Consider the following 22,037-nt stretch of genomic DNA (forward strand, 5'->3'; position numbering starts at 1 on the left):
TGCCGGCCTCTTCGCGAGCAGGCTCGCTCCCACAGGGAACGCATTCCAAAGGTGGGAGCGAGCCTGCTCGCGAAGGCGTCAGCCCAGGCAACAAATCCCCCGCAAAATATTTTCAAATTAAAGGTGAGGTAACCCCGAGCCCCATCCGTGTAGTGACTGAAACTGCGAGCCATTCGCATCCGTTGCGGTTCTACACAGGTCATTGAGCAATGAAGTCCAGGGCAAAATCCGGTTCGGTCAAACAGTGGTTAAGCGTGTCGGCGTTGAGTTTTTCATCATTGGCATTGCTGCCGATGAGTATCGCCCTGGCGGCAGAAGCGGTGAGCAATCAGGCGCAACAGCAATTCAATTTTGCCCTCGCCGCGAAACCGTTGCCGCAAGCCCTGAGCGACTTCAGCCGCGTGACCGGGCAAAGCGTGGTCTACACCGATGAAGCGCCGTACGGCCTCAATGCTCCGGCAGTCAACGGCCAGATGAGCGCCGAACAGGCCCTGCAACGTCTGCTCGGCAATTCCGGCCTGAGCTTTCGCCGCACCGACAGTCATACCCTGGCGCTGGAGCCGTTGCCGACCGAAGGGGCGCTTAATCTCGGCGCCACCACCATCACGTCCACGCGCGACGAATCGATGAGCTATCAGCCGCCGGAAACCAGTTCGGTGATGCGTTCATCGGCGTCGCTGCAAGAAATTCCACAGACGGTCAATGTCATCCCGGCGCAGGTCATTCGCGATCAGGCGCCGCGCAATCTCGATGACGCGCTGGCCAATGTCAGTGGCATCACCCAGGGCAACACCTTGGGCAGTACCCAGGACTCGGTGATGACTCGCGGTTTCGGTGACAATCGCAATGGTTCGATCATGCGCGACGGCATGCCGCTGGTGCAGGGCCGTGGCATGAACGCGACCGTGGATCGCGTCGAAGTGCTCAAAGGCCCGGCCTCGTTGCTCTACGGGATTCAGGATCCGGGTGGCGTGGTCAACCTGGTCAGCAAGAAGCCGGAACTGACCCAGTACAACGCCGTGACCGTGCGCGGTTCGACCTACGGTGACGGCAAGAACGGTAGCGGTGGCGCATTTGACAGCACCGGTGCGCTGGGCGATTCCGGCTTCGCCTATCGCATGGTCGTCGATCACGAAGACGAAGATTACTGGCGCAACTTCGGCACCCACCGCGAGACGCTGATCGCACCGTCGCTGGCCTGGTACGGCGAGCGCACCAAGCTGTTGTTCGCCTACGAGCACCGCGAGTTTCTCACCCCCTTCGACCGTGGCACGCTGATCGATCCGCGCACCAACCATCCGCTGGATATCTCGCGCAAACAGCGTCTCGATGAGCCGTTCAACGACATGGAAGGGCGCTCGGATCTGTACCATTTCGAAGCCGACCACGAACTCAACGACGACTGGAAAGCCCACTTCGGCTACAGCTGGAACCGCGAAACCTACGATGCCAGCCAAGTGCGCGTGACTGCGATCGACACCAACAAAGGCACACTGACCCGCAGCATGGACGGCACCCAGAATGCGATCAGCACCGATCGTTTCACCACCGCCAGCCTCGAAGGCAAGGTGAATGTACTGGGCATGCAGCATGATCTGGTGTTCGGCGTCGATGACGAGTACCGCAAGATCTACCGCGAAGATCTGATCCGGCAGAAAAGCCTGAGCACCTTCAGCTATCTCAATCCGGTCTATGGTCGCGAAGTGATGGGCACTACGGTGAGTGCGCCCGACAGCGCGCAGACCGATAAGCTGCGTAGCGATTCGCTGTTCCTGCAGGATTCGATTCACCTCAACGAGCAGTGGATTCTGGTCGCTGGCGGCCGTTTTCAGGAGTACGACCAGTACGCCGGCAAAGGCGTGCCGTTCAAGGCCAACACCGACAGTAATGGCCAGAAGTGGGTACCGCGCGCCGGTCTTGTGTATCGCTACACCGACGCGCTGTCGTTCTACGGCAGCTACACCGAATCCTTCAAACCCAACTCGACCATCGCCCCGCTGAGCGGCAGCAGCACCGTGCTCGACGGCAGCATTGCGCCGGAAGAAGCCAAGTCGTGGGAGCTGGGTGCGCGGCTGGATATGCCGGGCAGCATCACCGGCAATATCGCGTTGTTCGACATCAAGAAACGCAACGTACTGGTGGCCAACTCCGAAGGTCCGACGACGATCTACAGCGCCGCTGGCGAGGTGCGTTCACGCGGGCTGGAAGTCGACCTGAGCGGGCAACTCAGTGAGCGCTGGAACCTGATCGGCAGCTATGCCTACACCGATGCCGAAGTCACCGAAGACCCGGAATACAAAGGCAAGCGCCTGCAAAACGTAGCGAAGAATTCCGGCTCGCTGTCGGCGGTGTATGACTTCGGCAATGTGTTTGGCGGCGATCAGTTGCGTGTCGGGGCGGGCGCGCGCTATGTCGGCGAGCGTGCCGGCAACGCGGTGAATGATTTTGACCTGCCGAGCTATACCGTGGCGGATGCGTTTGCCACTTACGACACCACGGTTGAGGGGCAGAAGGTCAAGTTTCAGTTGAACGTGAAGAACCTGTTTGATCGCACTTATTACACCTCTTCGGCGAGTCGCTTCTTTGTGTCGATGGGGGATGCGCGGCAGGTTTCGCTTTCCAGCACGCTGGAGTTTTGAGGCAAGATCAAAAGCCCCTCACCCTAGCCCTCTCCCGGAGGGAGAGGGGACTGACCGTGGGATATTCCAGAGGTACACCGACTTGAACGTGTTGCTTTGAATCCATAATCGATTCGGTGTTTCAGGTCGACGTACAGTGCAAGACAACTCGGTCAGCCCCCTCTCCCTCTGGGAGAGGGGGGCTGACCGTGGGATATTCCAGAGGTACACCGACTTGAACGTGTTGCTTTGAATCCATAATCGATTCGGTGTTTCAGGTCGACGTACAGTGCAAGACAACTCGGTCGGCCCCCTCTCCCTCTGGGAGAGGGCGCTGACCGTGGGATATTCCAGAGGTACACCGACTTGAATGTGTTGCTTTGAATCCATAATCGATTCGGTGTTTCAGGTCGACGTACAGTGCAAGACAACTCGATCGGCCCCCTCTCCCCTCTGGGAGAGGGCTGGGGTGAGGGGAAAAGGGCTCAACGCAAAAACGCCTGCCGATACTCGCCCGGCGTCCCACCCAAAACCTGCTTGAACCGATTAGTAAAATGACTCGCACTGGCAAACCCGCACGCCAGCGCAATCTCCCCCAAGGGCAACGTCGTCCCGCGCAACAATTCCCGCGCCCGGCTCAAGCGCCGCGCCAGCACATATTGATGCGGCGGCAGGCCGAAGCTCAGGCGAAACATCCGCGCAAAGTGATATTCCGACAGTGCACACAGCCCGGCCAGTTGCCCGAGGCTGATCGGCTCGGCCAACTGGTTGTCGATGAACTCCACCAGTTGTCGGCGCTGATGTGGCGCCAGTCCGCCCTTCAAGCGCAAGCCCTGTCGCGCACCGACCTGGCTGAGCAAGGTGTGGCTGATCAATTCATGGGCGAGGCTGCTGGTCAGCAAGCGCTCGGCCGGTTCTTGCCAGTTCAGGTTCAGCAACTGCCGAAAGCGCTGCGCCTGCTGCGGATCTTCAAGAAAAGTCTGCTCGCGTAATTGCATCTCGCGCGGTTCGCGATCGAGCAAAGTCACGCAACCGAGGGCGAATTGTTCGGCGCTGAAATACAGGTGCGCCAGACGAATATCGCCATTGATTACCCAGCCCGATTCATGCTCGGCCGGCAGGATGCACAGCTTGTCCGGCCCGCCCTTGCGGCCCGGCTGGCCACGACGGAATGTGCCGGTGCCGCCGGCGACGTAGCAGGACAGCGTGTGATGACTTGGCGCTTCGTATTCCTGGGCATCGTGGTGGTTGGTCCACAAAGCCGCAGACATGCCGTCACCGAGCTCGGCGCTGTGCACCAGACGTGCATTCGGCGAGCGGTTGAGGGCTTGAAAGACTTGCAGGGTATCGATAGCAGCCATGTTCTGTTCTCTCCAACGCCTTGCATCCTACTCCGTAGACGCCGCCCTGCCAGCCTGCCGCCAGACAAAAGCGCAAGATTGTGCAAGCGCCGAATGATGGCCGAGGCTGACACTCAAGGCCTGTTTAAGGAGTGTTGGCCATGAACCTGTCGTTGTACCTGCTGACCGTGCTGATCTGGGGCACCACCTGGATTGCCTTGAAATGGCAATTGGGCGTGGTTGAAATCCCGGTGTCGATTGTCTATCGCTTCGGCCTCGCCGCGTTCGTGTTGTTTGCGTTGTTGCTGCTCAGCCGGCGCCTGCAACCGATGAACCGCCGAGGCCATTTGATCTGCGTGGCCCAAGGGCTCTGTCTGTTCTGTGTGAACTTCATGTGCTTTCTGACGGCCAGCCAGTGGATTCCCAGCGGTCTGGTGGCGGTGGTGTTTTCTACGGCGACGTTGTGGAACGCGCTGAATGCGCGGGTGTTTTTCGGCCAGCGCATTGCGCGCAATGTGTTGATGGGCGGTGCGCTGGGGCTGTTCGGTCTGGGGCTGTTGTTCTGGCCGGAACTGGCCGGGCATCAGGCCAGTCCGCAAACCCTGCTGGGGCTGGGTCTGGCGTTGTGTGGCACCTTGTGTTTTTCAGCGGGGAATATGCTTTCGAGCCTGCAACAGAAGGCCGGCCTCAGACCGCTGACCACCAACGCCTGGGGCATGGCCTACGGCGCGGCGATGCTGACGGTCTGGTGTCTTTTCAACGGCATACCCTTCACCATGGACTGGTCGCCGCGATATGTCGGTGCGCTGTTGTATCTAGTGATTCCCGGCTCGGTGATCGGCTTCACCGCGTACCTGACGCTGGTCGGGCGCATGGGCCCGGAGCGGGCGGCTTACTGCACGGTGCTGTTCCCGGTGGTGGCCCTGAACGTGTCGGCGTTTGCCGAAGGTTATCAATGGACCGCACCGGCGCTGGTCGGGCTGGTGTTGGTGATGTTGGGCAACGTGCTGGTGTTTCGTAAACCGAAAGTGCTGTTGTCTGCAGGTCAAGGGAAGTTGGCTTGATAAAGCGAGCGCTGATACTCAGCGCTCAACTTTTAAAGTGATGTAGATCATTACCGGGAAGATGAAGTCGACAATATGTCGCGCCCAGTCCTTGGCATTCCAGGATTGCGAAGTGTCCATGTCGAACCATTCGACACCTACAGTTTGCAGACACACGTAATAAATGAAGATGGCAACCAATATGCCCATGATCGAAAATCTCTTGGCTTCATGAAATGCCGCTGGCGAGGCATCGATGTAGCGATACAACTGGTAAGTACCGATCAGGCAAAGCACGGTATAGGTGACTTCCATAGTGATGATGAACCAGTAGATCCGGTGATGGATCATCGGCGAATCGATCGCGCGGTACATGATGTTTTCGCTGGCGTTGGTGGTGTCCATGCTCAGGATATGTGCAACGTAAGTGTAGTTGGACTCATAGTCAGTGAAGTTATGGATCATCACCAGCAGGCCAAAGAAACTTATATAAGCCATCAAGATGACTTTGCTGTAACGAATGAGTTTGTCGGTGGTCAGGGTGTTCACGAGGTTGGCTCTCCATGGCAATTAATCAATAAGTTGATAAGTTGCGAGAGCTTATATTGCTGTTACTTGGTCTGGCGTTTTTGTTCGGTTGCAAGTTATGTAAGGTGAAGGCCGGCATAATGTTGCGCCGGCCCTTTTTTCAGCCGCGCCAGACTTGCGGGTTGACCAGATCCTGCGGCCGTTCGCCGAGCAGGGCGCTGCGCAGGTTGGCCAGGGCGCGGTTGGCCATGGCTTCGCGGGTCTCGGTGGTGGCCGAGCCGATGTGCGGCAGGGTCACGGCGTTTTTCAACTGGAACAGCGGCGATTCGGCCAGCGGTTCTTTTTCGTAGACGTCCAGCCCGGCGCCGCGGATGCGGTTGTTTTGCAGGGCTTCGATCAGTGCCGGTTCGTCGACCACCGGGCCGCGCGAGATGTTGACCAGAATAGCGCTCGGCTTCATCAGCGCCAGTTCGCGATGGCTGATCAGGTGGCGGGTCTTGTCGCTCAACGGCACTACCAGGCAGACAAAATCGGCTTCGGCCAGCAGTTCATCCAAGCTGCGGAACTGCGCGCCGAGCTCCTGTTCCAGTTCGGTCTTGCGGCTGTTGCCGCTGTAGATGATCGGCATGTTGAAGCCGAAGCGCCCGCGCCGGGCGACAGCGGCGCCGATGTTGCCCATGCCGACGATGCCGAGGGTCTTGCCGTGCACATCACTACCAAACAGCGGGGCGCCGACGCTGGCCTGCCATTGCCCGGCCTTGGTCCAGGCGTCGAGTTCGGCGACGCGGCGGGCGCTGCTCATGATCAGGGCGAAGGCGAGGTCGGCGGTGCTTTCGGTGAGCACGTCGGGGGTGTTGGTGAGCATGATCCCGCGTTCGTTGAAGTAGTCGAGGTCGTAGTTGTCGTAGCCGACCGAGACGCTCGAGACCACTTCGAGTTTTGTTGCGCTTTGCAGTTGTGCGCGGCCGAGTTTGCGGCCGACGCCGATGAGGCCGTGGGCGTGGGGCAGGGCTTCGTTGAACTGGGCGTTGATATCACCGGTCTTGGGGTTGGGGACGATGACGTCGAATTCTTCTTGCAGGCGTTCGATCATGGGCGGGGTGATGCGGCTGAAGGCCAGGACTGTTTTTTTCATTGGGCTTGGGCTCGTCGGGGCTTGATTGCAAGCACGCTAACATTTTCTCGCTCGGGTTGTCTTGGCGGCCTCTGGGCCGGCCATGCCTTGGGTTTGTCTGGTGTGAATATCCGAAGGTTTCGGGGCGGCGGCTGGCGGTTTCGCCTGACGGCGACTTACTTTTTTACAAGCGCCTAAAAAAGTAAGCAAAAAACGCTAGCTCCTGCGTTCGGCCCTCGCAGGCTCGGGTTCCTTCGCTGCGGGATCGATCCGGGCGCAGCGGCTCCGGTTTGCTTCGCTGCACCTACACTCGCTGTGTACGACTGCGTCGTACGGTCGCTGCGCTCCCACTCCCGGATCAATCCCTCCGCTCAGCCTTCCGACGTCGCCGGTGGATCAAGATCAAGAGCACTCGAGCTTGCGCTCATTGTTGAGTGGGGCGGCTGCGCCGCGGGCAGCTGCGCTGCTTTGCCTTTGCTTTTGTGGGAGCGAGCCTGCTCGCGAAGGCGGCCTGACAGTCGACCTGTTTCTCGCTGATGTACTCGATTCAAACTGTGGGAGCTGGCTTGCCAGCGAAGGCGGCCTGACAGCCGACCTGTTTCTCGCTGATGTACTCGATTCAAACTGTGGGAGCGAGCCTGCTCGCGAAAGCGTCTCCACTGCCAACCCATCTCTGCCAGATTCACCCCGTCCCTGTGGGAGCTGGCTTGCCAGCGAAGGCGGCCTGACAGCCGACCTGTTTCTCGCTGATGTACTCGATTCAAACTGTGGGAGCGAGCCTGCTCGCGAAAGCGTCTCCACAGCCAACCTCTCTCTGCCAGATTCACCCTGTCCCTGTGGGAGCTGGCTTGCCAGCGAAGGCGGCCTGACAGCCGACTCATATCTTGCTGATGTATACGATCCAGAATTGTGGGAGCGAGCCTGCTCGCGAAGGCGTCTCCACTGCCAACCCATCTCTGCCAGATTCACCCCGTCCCTGTGCGAGCTGGCTTGCCAGCGAAAGCGGCCTGACAGCCGACCTGTTTCTCACTGGTGCACGCATTCCAACTGTGGGAGCGAGCCTGCTCGCGAAAGCGGTTTATCTGACACCTCGAATGTTGAATGTGCCGAAGCCCTCGCGGTCGGGCTCGCTCCCGGGAGGTCAGCTGCGTGACGGGAGCTGATGGATTTCGTAGTTATCCAGCACCCGGTTCACCGCCAGTTCCGCCAGCATGATCACCTGCTGGATGGCCAGTATGGTGTGTCGTTGTGGGCTGTCGACGTGGGCGGCGATGTCGCTGCTCATGATGCTGGCCGAGGCGAGGGATTCGCAGGCGTGGGCCAGCAGGCTTTCGTTGTCCTGGTCCGGGGCGACCTGGAACATGGTGCTGGGTTTGTGGTTTTGCTGCGCGCTGGCGGACGGTTTGAGGTAGTGATCCAGCGCACGCTCGGCGGCGTCGTGGAGTTTTTTCGAGTCGGGGGATTGGTAGGGGGAGGTGCTTGCGGATTCGGGGGGATTGGGTGTGGGTTTGAACATGGCAAAGATCCTTTTGGATTTATGGAGCTGCCATTTTTCGTTTTCCAGGCGAAAGGGGTGGCAGCTGTACGCGGACTGGAAAAACCGGCAAAGGATCAAACCCGGCAGACCCGAAGGTCTCCCACGTACAGCCGCCATAACTGAATACCGGCGCTGAAAGAGCGCGGCATTATGTCATGCGCTGTGATCCTGCGGGTTTTCCAGACCCGGTCGCTGATTCGTCAGCAACCGCCAAATCCTAGCCAGCGCTCTTCCGACGGACAACCTGCAAAACCTGTCGGAAACTTCCCCGTAAACACCGCGATGTAGGAGCTGCCGTAGGCTGCGATCCGTTGATTTTTAAACAGCAAGATCCAAAGATCGCAGCCTCGTTGCACTCGTCAGCTCCTGCACGAAGTCAGCGGTGTTTAAAGTCAGGTGGCGACGCGCGCGCCAGCCAGACTCCCGCTCAACTCATACGCGACCAATTCCGCCTGATGCGCCGCCAATATCTCCGGCAACGACCCACGCAAGTACTCCACCCAGGTTTTGATCTTGGCATCCAGGTACTGCCGCGACGGGTAGATCGCGTAGAGGTTGAGTTCCTGCGAGCGGTAGTTCGGCATCACGCGCACCAGGGTGCCGTTGCGCAGGCCTTCGATGGCGGCGTAGACCGGCAGCACGCCGACGCCCATGCCGCTGGTGATGGCGGTTTTCATGGCGTCGGCGGAGTTCACCAGGAACGGCGAGCTGTTGATGGTGACCGTTTCCTGGCCGTCCGGGCCGTCGAAGGCCCATTTCTCCAGGGGGATCACCGGGCTGACCAGGCGCAGGCAGGCGTGGTTGAGCAGGTCGCTGGGTTTCTGCGCAGCGCCGTTGGCTTTCACGTACGCCGGCGAGGCGCAGACGATGCTGTAGGTGATGCCCAGGCGCTGCGAAACGAAGCCCGAGTCGGGCAGTTCGCTGGCCAGCACGATGGACACGTCGTAGCCCTCGTCGAGCAGGTCCGGCACGCGGTTGGCCAGGGTCAGGTCGAAGGTCACGTCGGGGTGGGTCTTGCGGTAGCGGGCGATGGCGTCGATGACGAAGTGCTGACCGATGCCGGTCATGGTGTGCACTTTCAACTGGCCGGCCGGGCGCGCGTGGGCGTCGCTGGCTTCCGCTTCGGCTTCTTCGACGTAGGCGAGGATCTGTTCGCAGCGCAGCAGGTAGCGCTTGCCGGCTTCGGTCAGGGCGATGCGCCGGGTTGTGCGATTGAGCAGACGGGTTTGCAGATGGGCTTCGAGGTTGGAGACCGCGCGCGAGACGTTGGCGGTGGTGGTGTCCAGTTGCACGGCGGCGGCGGTGAAGCTGCCCGCTTCGGCAACACAACTGAAGGCGCGCATGTTTTGCAAAGTGTCCATGGGGTGCTCTCAAGGGAGATGGCAAATTGTGACACGAAGTTTCAGGGGCTGAGACCCCCGACCAAGGGATTATCTCGTTAACCGTAACAAAGATTCACAGAAATCCCAGCTTATCGCCGCACAGGCAGCTCCATAGAATTGCGCCGATCCCTGTAGGAGCTGCCGAAGGCTGCGATCTTTTGATGTTGTCTTTAAAAAGATCAAAAGATCGCAGCCTTCGGCAGCTCCTACACAAGTCCCTCGATTGATCCCTTTCTCAGGAATTCGCAGCTGTGCCGCGTCGCATCAACAGAGCGCTTTTGCCGCTCAGTGTTCTGGCTTTAACCCTGGCTCTCGGCGGCTGCATCTCTACCCAAGGCATTGCCCCTCACGGCGAGGCACTCGCGGCCGATTCACTGGCCACCGACGCGGCCATTGCCGAGGCCGCCAAAGACGCCCACTGGCCTAGCGCCCAATGGTGGCAGGCGTTTGGTGATGCGCAACTTAATCGCTGGATCGACCTCGCCGTGCAAGGCAGCCCGAGCATGGCCATGGCCGCTGCGCGGGTGCGTCAGGCCAAGGCCATGGCCGGTGTTGCCGAAGCGGCCGAGGCGTTGCAGATCAATGGCGAGTCGACCCTCAAGCGACACAACTGGCCGACCGATCAGTTCTACGGCCCCGGCGAACTGGCCAATACCACCACATGGGACAACAACGCCGCGCTCGGCTTCAGCTACGCCCTCGACCTCTGGGGCCGCGAGCGCAATGCCAGTGAACGCGCGGTGGATCTGGCCCATGTGAGCGTGGCCGAGGCGCGACTGGCGCAGCTGGAACTGCAGAGCAATCTGGTCCGCGCCTACATCGAGTTGTCGCTGCATTACGCCCAGCGCGACATCGTCGCGGCGACGCTCCAGCAGCAACAGCAGATTCTCGATCTGGCGCAGAAACGCCTCAGCGGCGGTATCGGCACGCATTTCGAAGTCAGCCAAGCCGAAACGCCGTTGCCGGAAACCCATCGCCAACTCGATGCGCTGGACGAGGAAATTGCCCTGAGCCGCAACCAGATTGCTGCGCTGGCCGGTAAAGGCCCGGGCGCGGCGGCGCAACTGCAACGGCCGACGCTGTCCCTCGCGGCGCCGTTGAAGTTGCCCTCGGCATTGCCCGCCGAACTGCTCGGCCAGCGTCCGGACGTGGTCGCCAGTCGCTGGCAAGTGGCGGCGCAGGCGCGCGGCATCGATGTCGCCCACGGCGGTTTCTACCCCAACGTCGATCTGGTCGGCAGCCTCGGCTACATGGCCACTGGCGGCGGCGCGCTGGAGTTTCTGACCGGCAAGAAACTCAACTACAACGTCGGCCCGGCGATCTCGTTGCCGATCTTCGACGGCGGTCGACTGCGTGGCGAATTGGGCGAAGCGGCGGCCGGTTATGACATCGCCGTGGCGCACTACAACCAGACCCTGATCAACGCGCTGAAGAACATTTCCGACCAGTTGATCCGTCGCGAATCGATGGATAAGCAGCAGGACTTCGCCGCCGAATCCGTGGCTGCCGCGCAGAAGACTTACGACATCGCGATGATCGCCTACCAACGCGGCCTCACCGATTACCTCAATGTGCTGAATGCGCAGACCTTGCTGTTCAAGCAACAGCAAGTGCAGCAGCAGGTCCAGGCGGCGCGCTTGAGTGCGCATGCCGAATTGGTGACGGCATTGGGTGGCGGCCTCGGTGCCGGTGATGACGTGCCGACAGCCGAGCAGACCCAAGCCCCGAAAACCCCGGCGCTCCTGCGTTGAACACAGCATCCATTGTGGGAGCGAGCCTGCTCGCGAAGAGGGCGTATCAGTCAATGAACATGTTGCCTGACACGCCGCTTTCGCGAGCAGGCTCGCTCCCACAGGTTTCGAGTCCGCATTGCATGCCTGAGTATTTTCAATGACCTCCTTGCCCGCCCCCCTGCGCTGGCTCCACTCCCTGGAATGGCGTCGCGGTTTTTTCGACTGGGCACGCAGCGATGGCGTGACCTGGGTGTATATCTTCAAGGTGTTGCTCGCCGCGTTTCTCACCCTGTGGCTGGCGATGCGGCTGGAACTACCGCAACCGCGTACGGCGATGATCACGGTGTTCATCGTCATGCAGCCGCAGAGCGGTCAGGTGTTCGCCAAAAGTTTCTATCGCTTGCTCGGCACGCTGGCCGGGTCGGCGATGATGGTCACGCTGATCGCTTTGTTCGCGCAGAACACGGAGCTGTTTCTCGGCTCGCTGGCGATCTGGGTCGGCATCTGCTCGGGCGGTGCCGCGCGTTGCCGCAACTTTCGCGCCTATGGTTTTGTCCTCGCCGGTTACACCGCAGCGATGGTCGGATTACCGGCGCTGGCGCACCCGGACGGCGCGTTTATGGCGGCGGTGTGGCGGGTGCTGGAGATCTCGCTGGGGATTCTCTGTTCGACGCTGATCAGCGCGGCGATCCTGCCGCAGACCGCCAGCGCGGCGATGCGCAACGCCTTGTATCAGCGCTTCGGTGTGTTCGCCTTGTTCGTCACCGATGGCTTGCGCGGGCGCAGCAAAGCCGAGGCGTTCGAAGCCAGCAACGTGCGCTTCATTGCCGAAGCCGTCGGCCTGGAAGGCTTGCGCAGCGTGACAGTGTTCGAAGACCCGCACATGCGCCGGCGCAACGGTCGTCTGAGTCGTTTGAACAGCGAGTTCATGAGCATCACCACGCGCTTCAACGCCTTGCATCAGTTGCTTGAACGCCTGCGCGGCAATGGCGAAGAGCATGTCGTGGCGGCGATCAAACCGGGCTTGCAGGACCTCGCCGAAGTGCTCGACAGCTTCAGCGGTCGCGCCCTGACCAGCCCCGATGCGGCACGTTTGGCGACCGCGTTGGCCACCTATAAGGAAGGTCTGCCGGCACGTGTCCGAACCCTGCGCGGGATCTTTCAGGACACTGCTCCGAGCGAAGCCGAACAACTGGATTTCCACACCGCCTACGAATTGCTCTACCGCTTCGTCGATGACCTGCACAGCTATGCACAGACCCACGCGTCCCTGGCCGAGCACCGCCACGAACGCGAGCGCTGGGACGAGCCGTTCACTCCGCAAACCAACTGGTGGGCGGCGGCCGCGTCGGGGATTCGTGCCTCGTTCATCCTGATTGTGTTGGGCAGTTATTGGGTCGCCACCGCGTGGCCGAGCGGGGCGACCATGACCCTGATCGCCGCCGCCACCGTCGGCCTTTCCGCCGCGACACCGAACCCCAAACGCATGGCCTTTCAAATGGCCTGCGGCACGTTTCTCGGCGCACTGATCGGCTTCGTCGAGATGTTTTTCATCTTCCCGCTGATCGACGGTTTCCCCTTGCTCTGCGTGATGCTCGCGCCGGTGATCGTGCTCGGTTCGTTCCTCGCTTCACGACCGCAATACGCCGGTGTCGGCCTCGGGTTGTTGATCTTTTTCAGCACCGGTTCAGTGCCGGACAATCTCACGATTTACAACCCCTACACCTTCATCAACGACTACATCGCCATGGTCATGGGCATGCTCGTGTGTGCGGCGGCGGGGGCGATCATTCTGCCGCCGAACAGTCGCTGGCTGTGGCAGCGCCTGGAGCAGGATCTGCGTGGCCAAGTGGTCTACGCGATCAGCGGCAAACTCAAGGGCCTGGCCTCGCGTTTCGAGAGCCGCACCCGCGATCTGCTGCATCAGGCCTATGGCCTCGCGGCAGGGCAACCGAAAGTGCAGAAGAGTCTGCTGCGCTGGATGTTCGTGGTGCTGGAAGTCGGCCACGCGATCATCGAATTGCGCAAGGAACAGGCGATCCTGCCGGTGCACCCGGCGTATGCCGAATCGCAGCCGTGGCGCCAGGCAATCCGCGTGATGGGGCGTGCGTTGGTGCGGCTGTTTTTGCAGTCGAACGCGAGCAATCTCGAACGCGCACTGGTGGCGGTCGATCACGCGATCAGCCGCGTCGCCGCCACCGACGAGCCGTTCGCGCCGCACTTCGATACCTCGGCGTTGCGCCGGGTGAAAAGCTACCTGCATTTCATCCGCACCTCGCTGCTCGACCCGCAATCACCCCTCGCCGAATTCGCTTCTGCCAGGCCCGAAGGACTCGCCCATGCCTCGTGAAATCGCCTTCCACGGCGTGTACATGCCGACCATGACCCTGATGTTTTTCATTGCTGCGGGACTGGCCTGGGCAGTTGACCGCTTCCTCTCGGGGTTCGACCTGTACCGTTTTTTCTGGCACCCGGCGCTGCTGCGTCTGAGCCTGTTTACCTGTCTGTTCGGCGCCATGGCGCTGACTGTCTACCGTTGAGAACATCTTGATGAAAAAGTTTTTCAGCCTGCTCGCGACCCTGCTGGTTCTGGCCCTGGCGCTGTGGATCGGCCGCACGTTGTGGGAGCACTACATGAACACGCCGTGGACCCGCGATGGTCGCGTGCGTGCCGATATCATTAACGTTGCCGCCGACGTCACCGGTGAGGTAGTCGAAGTGCCGGTGCGTGACAACCAACTGGTGAAGAAGGGCGATCTGCTGATGCGCATCGACCCCGAGCACTACCGCATCGCGGTCAAGCAGGCGCAGTCACTGGTGGCTTCGCGCAAGTCGACCTGGGAAATGCGCAAGGTCAACGCGCACCGCCGCGCCGACCTCGACAATCTGGTGATCTCCAAGGAAAACCGCGACGACGCCAGCAACATCGCTGACGCCGCGCTGGCCGATTACCAACACGCCCAGGCGCAATTGGAAGCCGCCGAACTCAACCTGAAACGCACCGAAGTGCGTGCGGCGGTGGACGGTTACGTGACCAACCTCAATGTGCATCGCGGCGATTACGCACGTATCGGCGAGGCGAAGATGGCCGTGGTCGACATGAATTCATTTTGGGTTTACGGCTTTTTCGAAGAAACCAAGTTGCCGCACGTCAAAGTCGGTGACCAAGCCGACATGCAATTGATGAGCGGCGAAGTGCTCAAGGGTCATGTCGAAAGCATTTCGCGCGGGATCTACGACCGCGACAACCCGGAAAGCCGCGAACTGATTGCCGACGTGAACCCGACGTTCAACTGGGTGCGGCTGGCGCAGCGCGTGCCGGTGCGGATTCATATTGATGAGGTGCCAGAGGGCGTGTTACTGGCGGCGGGGATTACTTGCACGGTAGTGGTGAAGCAGGACCTGGCAGGCAATTGATCGACCGCGTCGCCCCTGACCAGGGCGACGCGGTGATGCTTCCAGCTACTGGGAAATGTTGTAGCGATACAGACAACCCAGAGGGTTTTCTGGATTGATGTTGAGGGCAACAATCAATTTGCCTGGGGCCTGCTGATAATGAAGCCTGGAGAGAGAGTCGGTGGTCTCCTCGCGGGGGATGACGCCACCCGCGTCTGAAAAATCGGAGTTGTAGCCACCGCTGCGTGCTTTCACACAGGCAATATAATTGCCCTTCTCGTCTCCACCAGAAACTACGATGTTATCAGCGAAAGGAACATGGTCCGCCCAGTTGACTCGCCTGTCGCTGCCGAGATCTGCTGGAAGCGGCATGATATTCGGATTGCCGAAAACGTCAAAATCGGGCTTACCTTTTTCATCGAAGGCGAACAACATGCCGTATCGCTCACTGACACCGCTGCCCATGTTGGTGTAGCCAGATGCCGTAAATCTATCAGGGGCTCGCTGTCTCACAGTATTGAGTTCGGCACCCATGAAGTTGTACCGGACTACCACAACCCCGGGTCTTTCCGGGAGGCCGAAACTCTCATGGAGCGCGCCACTGTCTGAATTCAACATCACGAGGAGACCGTCCGTGTTCACGTCGGGCTCGTATTTTTCGTAGCCTGCAAATAACAAGAGTCCATTGTCGAGCACGCAACCGTCGCTGAGTGAAGTCGATGCATGCGGCATCCCGTGATTAATTTCAACTCGGCCATCTGTGCCGAATGCCTTCACGGGTGCGCCTTGCGCATCGAATTTGTAAAGGTGCGCCCTGAGCACGTCAGGCGTGTGGTAATCAACGCCGACAATAACGCTGCCATCGGGTAGCGCGAAGACGAATGCCGGGCCTTTTTTCGTAAGCCGTTGTGTGTTTGGGGGATCGATGATGACTTGGCCATTCTCGCCAAAGCTGCTCACTCGATTGCCTTTGCTGTCAAGGCAGAGAATCGCAGCGCTAACCTCGTTCGATTGCTCATTGGCTGTGCTGCCTGCCATGAACAGCCGCCCATCGGCACCTTCTGCAATCGGCCCGCCAGAGGCCTGCTCATTGGCCAGGAACGAACCCGTGACACGCCCTGCGACCCCAAACGCCAGGTCTACGGCACCCAAGTGGTTCAGCTTGGAAATGAAGAAGACGCCTTTGTCGAAGGTACTGGTGACCAGCAACGATTTATCGCTCAGCAGCGTCGACCCCGTGAGGGGCCGGGACTTCGTCGGGTCATCCTGGAATATATCGTCAAGTTGAAGTTTGCCTTGGCCGCTTCCCCATGTAGCGTCGATTGTCGCCCTGATGTTCGCGGCCTTCTCTGCGATTGCCATATACGTCCCTGCGCGGTTGTCGTGAGGTCGGTTGATTCGCCGGGCGCTAACACGGTCTTAACACTGTTCACCTGGCTTGAACTCACGATAGGCCTTCGCTTAGAGGGCGCCTACTGTCAACTCTGACAGGTCTGGCTACCGATGGTCGCAACGACTGGGGATCAGAGCCTGGCGCGCAACCCGAACCGCTTCATCAACGTCGATTCCAGCAAACCCTTCGGCAACAACGCCGCCAATAACGGCAACGCCCGGCTGCCGTTGCCGATGCGAACCAGCCGTGGCGGCTTGCTCTGCCGCACCGCTTTCAACAGCTCAGCCGCAAACTCACTGGCCGGTGTTGGCTTGTCCTGCGATGCCTTGGCCCGTGCCCGAATGCCTTCACGCAGGGGAAACCACGGCGATTGCTCGTTGATCAACTGCTCGGCTTCATGTCCGGCATTCTTCGCAAAACTCGATTCAATCGCACCGGGCTGGACTTCCATCACACGGATGCCAAACGGTGCCAGCTCCATGCGCAACGCGTCGCTAAGCGCATGCACCGCCGCTTTCGACGCGCAGTAGGCGCCGGCAAACGGTGTGACCAGCACACCCGACACACTGCCGATATTCACTACCAGCCCCTTGGCCGGACGTAGCAGCGGAAACAACGCGCGGGTGACGCCAACAATCGAAAACACGTTGGTCTCGAACTGGCGCTGCATCGCCTGCACGCCGCCGTCGAGCAGCGGCCCCATCGCGCCGTAACCGGCGTTGTTGATCAGTACATCGAGGCCGCCATGTTGCTGGCGGAGGCGCTCGGCGAGTTGTTCCAGCGCGGCGCCATCGTTGACGTCCAGCTCGATAGCGGTGAAACCGGCAGCGCTCAGCGCGCTGACATCTTCAGCCTTGCGCGCACTGGCCCAGACTTCGTAGCCAGCGGCTTTGAACGCGTCGGCAAGGGCGCGGCCGATGCCGCTGGAACAACCGGTAATCAACGCAACGGGCATGGCGCATTCCTTGTGCAAACAGTCGGGGGAGGGGATCAGTCGGAGAAACTACCTTGCAAATGCTCGGCGCGAAACTCCAGGGTTTGCGGACGATAGCCGGGGCGCAGCGGCGGCAGTGGCAAGCAGTCTTCCCAGGTCGCGCCGGCCTGCAATTCGCCGGGGCCGCGATAGCGTGGGGCAGTGTATTGATTGTCGGCCAGGTTGACCGTATCGCCCGGCGCATAAGCGGCGATGCGCCAGCGCAGCTCGGTCAGCGGCACATTGTTGCCATTGTTCATTTTCAATTGCAGCGGACGGTCGGCCGGGCATTGCTCGGGAGCGTAGGCAATGCGCAGTTCCAGGCGCGCCAGTTGCTTGATCTCGCGGTTGTCCAGCCACACCACCCACATGGCCACGAAACCCAGGCCAATCGCAGCGGCTACCGAAACCGGCAAGGCCTTGGCCGGGTAGCGCAGCAGCAGGATCAACCAGGTAATGACCAGCAGGATGCCGATGAACATGCGTGAGCGCTCCGTGGGTGAGTGAGCCCCATCCTACCGAAGGCTTGGCGCAATGGGTATTCGGGACGAGTTTGTGCGCACCGTTGGTCGGGACTGTAATTTCTGACAGTAGGAATGCGATTCCGCGCTTGCTCTCATGAGCCAAGGGCACACTGGGACGTTGACGCACTATGGGCATCCACAGCAATACGCCAACGCTTGCCGTGAACGATCCGCGCGGGTTGGCCATCCTCAGCGTCAACTACTGGCGCGCCGATGCGGCGCTGGCAAGCGAGCCCCGGATCGAGCGGACGTTGCGCGACAACGCCGGCCGTGCAGTCAAACAATGGGATGCGCGATTGTGGGCGTTGCAGGCGAATGATCCACAAGCGCCCGCCAGCCTCACCACTGTCCATGCCTTGAACGATATCGCGCTGCGCTCGGACAGTACCGATGCGGGAGTCCAGGTCCAGTTGCCCGGTTTGGCCGGCCAGACGTTGTGCAACTGGGACAGCCGTGGCACATGCCGCGAAATTGCATACGATGACTTGTTGCGACCTGTCGCGGTGTTCGAGGAAGGCACCGGCGTACCTCGCCGTTGTTCCGAGCGCCTTGCCTATGGCCGCCCCGGCGCGGGCGATCCGCTGCGCAATCAGCTCGGTCAAGTGATTCGTCATGACGATCCCGGTGGCAGTGTTCTGTTCTCGCAGTTTGCGATCACCGGGCAGTGCAGTGAAAACATCCGTCACTTCACGCTTGAGCCGGTTGCCGCGGATTGGCCAGAGGCTATCGCCGATCGACAGAAGTTGCTCGAACCTCAAGGGGCAACCACACAATGGCGCTATGCCCCGCTGGGACCTGTGCTCGAACAGTTCGATGCCGGTGGCAATCGGCAGGCCTTCGCACTGACTCTCCACGGCCAGTTACGCGCAGTTGAAATACGGCTCAAACTTCAGACTCAGAACCATTCGGTCGTCAGTGATATTCGCTACGACGCTTACGGACAAGTCACTCATGAACTGGCAGGCAACGGCGTGCTGACTACGCTGAGCTACCGTCCCGAAGACGGCCGCCTGCTCACGCGCCATGCTCAGGACAATCTAGGCAATGTGCTGCAGCATCTGATCTACGCCTACGACCCGATGGGCAATGTAACGAGTATCGAAGACCAGGCATTGCCCGTGCGCTGGTTCGCCAACCAGCGTATCGAGCCGGTCAGTCGTTACCGCTATGACAGTCTTTATCAGTTGTCCCATGCCACTGGCTGGGAGGCCGGCGTTGGCGGTGGCGGGCCGACCGCTGTCGCCAACTACAGCCAGCGTTATCATTACGACGTCGGCGGCAATTTGCGCGGGCTGACTCACGTCGGCCAACAAAGTCCAGGTCATCAACTGCAGGCCGCACGCTTTAGCAATCGGTGTTTGCCGTGGCATGACGGTAAGCCGCCCTCTGAAGCAGAGATCGCTGCAGCTTTCGATTCGCGGGGTAATTTGCTGTTGCTGGATCAGGGACGCCGGTTGCAGTGGAATCTGCGTTGCCAGCTGGACTCGGTCGTGGTCGTCTCACGCCGAACAGATGCCGATGATCGTGAAAGCTATCTCTATGACGGCGCCGGTCAGCGGGTATGCAAGACGCGTTCGTCACGGGCCTCTGCACGCAGTCTTCTTGCACAGGTGCGTTATCTGCCAGCGCTGGAATTACGCACCGATACCGGCACCGGTGAGAGCCTGCAGGTGATCATCGTGCGGACCGGACTCAATATCGTACGCGTCCTGCATTGGCAAAGCGCACCGCCGACCGGCCTCAATAATCTCTACCGATACAGTTTCAATGATCATCTGGGCTCAATCAGTCTTGAGCTGGACGCGGATGCGCAACTGATCAGCCGCGAGCATTTTTATCCATTCGGTGCAACGGCGTGGGCCGAAGAACCCGACGTCAGCTACAAGACCGCGCGGTATTCGGCAAAGGAACGTGACGCCACGGGACTTTACTATTACGGGTTTCGCTATTACGTCCCGTGGCTGCAACGCTGGCTGAACAGCGATCCTGGTGGAGCGATCGACGGCCATAATCGCTACCGCGCGCTGCGCAACAACCCAATGACTTACAGGGACAGCGACGGGCGCAAGCCCGACAAGCCCGACAAGCGTGCTGGCGACCGGGTGTATCACGATCTTGCCGACCAGAAACTGGTCAATCCCGTGCAAGCCGCCGGCATGCAGCCAGTGCGCCGTTACTTCGAGAATGACCCCAATCCCGACGTCCAGGCCTATCGCCGCGAAATACCGGTAGCGCTGGCAGAGCTGGGAGCCCGGGACAACTCCGTGCTCAACACACATCAGGCACATGTCATTGCCGCCGCGCGGACGCACACCGCGCCACCTTCGGGGGCCGTGCTGTACCACTCCGGTGAATTCGTTTCTTCGACAATGAATCGGGTGTTGGGGGAGGAGACCACCAGCCGGATCATGGGACCCATGTCCGTTGCGTTCAACAGCCCTGTCGAAGAACCGCAAGTGCTTGCAGCCAGGCGCGGTGCCGTGGCCAAAGGCTTCCAGATCGGCGGAAATCTGCTGATGCACGCCGCTAACCCCGCAGTTCAGTTGGTGGGCTCACTGAGTGTGGCAATGGGCAATGCCATGCAGGTTTCCGAGGCTCAGACGCGGATTCAGTACAAACTGCTCAGCACACCCGTTGCCGTGCCTCTTGCCATCTCCTCGAACAGTCCGGCGGTCGACTTGCAGTCCTTCAATCGATCGACCCGGCGGCAGCCGTTGTTCGCAGAACCGGAATCAACGCCCACACCGTTGGCGCAGCAACTGTTTGCAGCCGCGTTTACACAAGGTCCAGCGGGGCTGGCGCAGGCGACGGAAGGCGAGTCGGTCGATGAAGATTCACCACTGGCGAGACGCCGCAATTCAGTCTTCGGCTAGACAAAAAAAGCCCCCGCCCAGCCCGCTGCGGATAGGGAACGCAACGGGCTGGACGAGGGCTTCTTGTTTCAGCAGGCGATTACTGCGCGATGGTTTTCACCGACACGCCGCGTTCGATCGGGGTGGAGCGGCCGTAGATATCTTCGAAACGCTCGATATCGTCTTCACCCAAGTACGAACCCGACTGCACTTCGATGATTTCCAGCGGGATCTTGCCCGGGTTGCGCAGGCGATGCACCGAGGCGATCGGGATGTAGGTCGACTGGTTTTCGGTGAGCAGGAACACGTTCTCGTCGCAGGTCACTTCGGCGGTGCCGCTGACCACGATCCAGTGTTCGGCGCGGTGGTGGTGCATCTGTAGCGACAGGCACGCGCCCGGCTTGACCGAGATGTGCTTGACCTGGAAACGCCCGCCCATGTCCACCGAGTCGTACGAGCCCCACGGACGATAGACTTCGCAGTGGTTCTGGGTTTCGCTGCGGCCCTGGGCGTTGAGGGTGTTGACCATCTGCTTGACGCCCTGGACCTTGTCCTTGTGGGCAATCATCATCGCGTCCTTGGTTTCGACCACGACGATGTTTTCCAGACCGATCACCGAGACCAGTTTGCCGTTGCCGTGGATCATGCAGTTCTTGCTGTCCTGGATGACCACATCGCCTTTGCTGACGTTGCCGTTGGCGTCTTTCTCGTTGACTTCCCACAGCGACGACCAGCAGCCGACATCGCTCCAGCCAGCGGTCAGCGGCACCACGCAGGCGCGCTGGGTTTTTTCCATCACCGAGTAGTCGATGGAGTTGTCCGGGCAGCAGGCGAAGGTGGCTTCGTCGAAAGTGATGGTGTCGGCGTCCTGCTGGCTGCGCTCAAGGGTCAGCAGGCAGGTGTCGTAGATGTCCGGATCGTGCTTTTTCAGTTCTTCGAGGAAGCGGCTGGCGCGGAACAGGAACATGCCGCTGTTCCAGTAGTAACCGCCGGATTCGACGTACTCGGTGGCGCGCTTCACATCCGGTTTTTCGACGAAGTGCGAGACGCGGCTGACGCCTTCGGGCAGCAGCGAATCAGCAGTGGATTTGATGTAGCCGTAGCCGGTTTCCGGTTTGGTCGCCGGTACGCCGAACAGGACCATCTCGCCGTTCTCGGCAGCGACAGTCGCCAGGGCCAGCGCACGTTGCAGGGCTTTCTGGTCTTCCAGCACGTGGTCGGCCGGCAGCACCAGCATCAGTTCGTCACGACCTTCATTGACCAGCATCATCGCGGTCAATGCTACGGCCGGCGAAGTGTTGCGGCCGAACGGTTCCATCAGGATGCGCTGGCATTCCAGATTGCGCGCGGCCAGTTGCTCGTTGACGATGAAACGGTGCTCTTTGTTGCAGACCACGATTGGCGTGTCCATGCCCTCGAACACCAGGCGCTCGAGGGTTTGCTGGAACAGTGTGTGTTCGCCGGTCAGGGCGAGGAATTGCTTGGGGAATTGCTTGCGCGAAAGAGGCCACAGACGCGAACCGCTACCACCTGACAAGATCACCGGAATCATAGTGTTTACTCCATAAAATCAATTTGGTTAGAGCCCTGTGGGAGCGAGCCTG

General features: G+C 60.3%; 16 protein-coding genes. 7 read left to right on the forward strand and 9 right to left on the reverse strand.

Annotation, left to right across the window (positions count from 1 at the left end):
• The first annotated feature begins 209 nt into the window (after window positions 1–209).
• Entirely contained in the window at window positions 210–2,639 is a 2,430-nt protein-coding gene (locus AB4O12_RS26140; protein WP_460059954.1) for a TonB-dependent siderophore receptor, read from the forward strand.
• Between the two features lie 464 nt (window positions 2,640–3,103).
• Here the strand turns inward: AB4O12_RS26140 and AB4O12_RS26145 are convergent, their stop codons facing one another.
• Window positions 3,104–3,979 carry a helix-turn-helix domain-containing protein gene (locus tag AB4O12_RS26145; RefSeq protein ID WP_460059955.1) on the reverse strand — a complete coding sequence of 292 codons (876 nt, stop codon included), beginning with the start codon at window positions 3,977–3,979 and terminating at the stop codon, window positions 3,104–3,106.
• 140 nt (window positions 3,980–4,119) lie between these two features.
• Between AB4O12_RS26145 and AB4O12_RS26150 the strand changes: the two genes are divergently transcribed.
• Window positions 4,120–5,022, forward strand: coding sequence for a DMT family transporter (locus AB4O12_RS26150; protein WP_460059956.1), 903 nt, complete (start codon window positions 4,120–4,122; stop codon window positions 5,020–5,022).
• 18 nt (window positions 5,023–5,040) lie between these two features.
• On the opposite strand, the gene AB4O12_RS26155 is transcribed toward AB4O12_RS26150, so the two are convergent.
• The 4 genes from AB4O12_RS26155 to AB4O12_RS26170 all read right to left on the reverse strand — a co-directional run bounded on the left by AB4O12_RS26155 (window position 5,041) and on the right by AB4O12_RS26170 (window position 9,541).
• On the reverse strand, window positions 5,041–5,550 hold the full coding sequence (locus tag AB4O12_RS26155) for a DUF2165 domain-containing protein (RefSeq protein ID WP_110646394.1): 510 nt from the start codon (window positions 5,548–5,550) through the stop codon (window positions 5,041–5,043).
• Between the two features lie 139 nt (window positions 5,551–5,689).
• Complete coding sequence (locus tag AB4O12_RS26160) at window positions 5,690–6,664, reverse strand: 2-hydroxyacid dehydrogenase (protein ID WP_095180411.1); 975 nt, start codon at window positions 6,662–6,664, stop codon at window positions 5,690–5,692.
• Window positions 6,665–7,784: 1,120 nt separating this feature from the next.
• Complete coding sequence (locus AB4O12_RS26165; RefSeq protein WP_095180412.1) at window positions 7,785–8,159, reverse strand: DUF6124 family protein; 375 nt, start codon at window positions 8,157–8,159, stop codon at window positions 7,785–7,787.
• Between the two features lie 413 nt (window positions 8,160–8,572).
• Window positions 8,573–9,541 (reverse strand): LysR family transcriptional regulator, encoded by a 969-nt coding sequence (locus AB4O12_RS26170; protein WP_024011667.1) that lies wholly within the window; start codon window positions 9,539–9,541, stop codon window positions 8,573–8,575.
• Between the two features lie 272 nt (window positions 9,542–9,813).
• Here AB4O12_RS26170 and AB4O12_RS26175 point away from each other — a divergent pair, with 272 nt between their 5' ends.
• From AB4O12_RS26175 to AB4O12_RS26190, 4 genes are all read left to right on the forward strand, one after another.
• The gene (locus tag AB4O12_RS26175) at window positions 9,814–11,313 is read left to right on the forward strand and encodes an efflux transporter outer membrane subunit (RefSeq protein WP_460059957.1); all 1,500 of its coding nucleotides are present in this window, start codon (window positions 9,814–9,816) and stop codon (window positions 11,311–11,313) included.
• Window positions 11,314–11,452: 139 nt separating this feature from the next.
• Window positions 11,453–13,645, forward strand: coding sequence for an FUSC family protein (locus AB4O12_RS26180; protein ID WP_460059958.1), 2,193 nt, complete (start codon window positions 11,453–11,455; stop codon window positions 13,643–13,645).
• Entirely contained in the window at window positions 13,635–13,835 is a 201-nt protein-coding gene (locus tag AB4O12_RS26185) for a DUF1656 domain-containing protein (protein ID WP_016771611.1), read from the forward strand. The genes AB4O12_RS26180 and AB4O12_RS26185 overlap by 11 nt, the downstream gene beginning before the upstream one ends.
• 10 nt (window positions 13,836–13,845) lie before the next feature.
• Window positions 13,846–14,712 (forward strand): efflux RND transporter periplasmic adaptor subunit, encoded by an 867-nt coding sequence (locus AB4O12_RS26190; protein ID WP_150636181.1) that lies wholly within the window; start codon window positions 13,846–13,848, stop codon window positions 14,710–14,712.
• A 45-nt stretch (window positions 14,713–14,757) separates the two neighbouring features.
• Here the strand turns inward: AB4O12_RS26190 and AB4O12_RS26195 are convergent, their stop codons facing one another.
• From AB4O12_RS26195 to AB4O12_RS26205, 3 genes are all read right to left on the reverse strand, one after another.
• Complete coding sequence (locus tag AB4O12_RS26195; RefSeq protein WP_460059959.1) at window positions 14,758–16,053, reverse strand: hypothetical protein; 1,296 nt, start codon at window positions 16,051–16,053, stop codon at window positions 14,758–14,760.
• A 161-nt stretch (window positions 16,054–16,214) separates the two neighbouring features.
• Complete coding sequence (locus tag AB4O12_RS26200; protein ID WP_460059961.1) at window positions 16,215–17,039, reverse strand: SDR family oxidoreductase; 825 nt, start codon at window positions 17,037–17,039, stop codon at window positions 16,215–16,217.
• Between the two features lie 35 nt (window positions 17,040–17,074).
• On the reverse strand, window positions 17,075–17,539 hold the full coding sequence (locus tag AB4O12_RS26205) for a hypothetical protein (protein ID WP_056783040.1): 465 nt from the start codon (window positions 17,537–17,539) through the stop codon (window positions 17,075–17,077).
• Between the two features lie 170 nt (window positions 17,540–17,709).
• On the opposite strand from AB4O12_RS26205, the gene AB4O12_RS26210 reads away from it, so the two are divergent.
• Window positions 17,710–20,454 (forward strand): RHS repeat domain-containing protein, encoded by a 2,745-nt coding sequence (locus AB4O12_RS26210; protein ID WP_460059963.1) that lies wholly within the window; start codon window positions 17,710–17,712, stop codon window positions 20,452–20,454.
• Window positions 20,455–20,533: 79 nt separating this feature from the next.
• On the opposite strand, the gene AB4O12_RS26215 is transcribed toward AB4O12_RS26210, so the two are convergent.
• Window positions 20,534–21,985, reverse strand: coding sequence for a mannose-1-phosphate guanylyltransferase/mannose-6-phosphate isomerase (locus AB4O12_RS26215; protein WP_024011673.1), 1,452 nt, complete (start codon window positions 21,983–21,985; stop codon window positions 20,534–20,536).
• Between the last annotated feature and the right edge of the window lie 52 nt (window positions 21,986–22,037).

This window comes from Pseudomonas sp. S2_A05, from assembly GCF_054668485.1.

Bases quoted from the DNA above. Each gene is read 5' to 3' on its own strand.
- AB4O12_RS26140 (WP_460059954.1), top strand. From the start codon at position 210: ATGAAGTCCAGGGCAAAATCCGGTTCGGTCAAACAGTGGTTAAGCGTG.
- AB4O12_RS26145 (WP_460059955.1), bottom strand. From the start codon at position 3,979: ATGGCTGCTATCGATACCCTGCAAGTCTTTCAAGCCCTCAACCGCTCG.
- AB4O12_RS26150 (WP_460059956.1), top strand. From the start codon at position 4,120: ATGAACCTGTCGTTGTACCTGCTGACCGTGCTGATCTGGGGCACCACC.
- AB4O12_RS26160 (WP_095180411.1), bottom strand. From the start codon at position 6,664: ATGAAAAAAACAGTCCTGGCCTTCAGCCGCATCACCCCGCCCATGATC.
- AB4O12_RS26165 (WP_095180412.1), bottom strand. From the start codon at position 8,159: ATGTTCAAACCCACACCCAATCCCCCCGAATCCGCAAGCACCTCCCCC.
- AB4O12_RS26170 (WP_024011667.1), bottom strand. From the start codon at position 9,541: ATGGACACTTTGCAAAACATGCGCGCCTTCAGTTGTGTTGCCGAAGCG.
- AB4O12_RS26180 (WP_460059958.1), top strand. From the start codon at position 11,453: ATGACCTCCTTGCCCGCCCCCCTGCGCTGGCTCCACTCCCTGGAATGG.
- AB4O12_RS26185 (WP_016771611.1), top strand. From the start codon at position 13,635: ATGCCTCGTGAAATCGCCTTCCACGGCGTGTACATGCCGACCATGACC.
- AB4O12_RS26190 (WP_150636181.1), top strand. From the start codon at position 13,846: ATGAAAAAGTTTTTCAGCCTGCTCGCGACCCTGCTGGTTCTGGCCCTG.
- AB4O12_RS26195 (WP_460059959.1), bottom strand. From the start codon at position 16,053: ATGGCAATCGCAGAGAAGGCCGCGAACATCAGGGCGACAATCGACGCT.
- AB4O12_RS26200 (WP_460059961.1), bottom strand. From the start codon at position 17,039: ATGCCCGTTGCGTTGATTACCGGTTGTTCCAGCGGCATCGGCCGCGCC.
- AB4O12_RS26205 (WP_056783040.1), bottom strand. From the start codon at position 17,539: ATGTTCATCGGCATCCTGCTGGTCATTACCTGGTTGATCCTGCTGCTG.
- AB4O12_RS26210 (WP_460059963.1), top strand. From the start codon at position 17,710: ATGGGCATCCACAGCAATACGCCAACGCTTGCCGTGAACGATCCGCGC.
- AB4O12_RS26215 (WP_024011673.1), bottom strand. From the start codon at position 21,985: ATGATTCCGGTGATCTTGTCAGGTGGTAGCGGTTCGCGTCTGTGGCCT.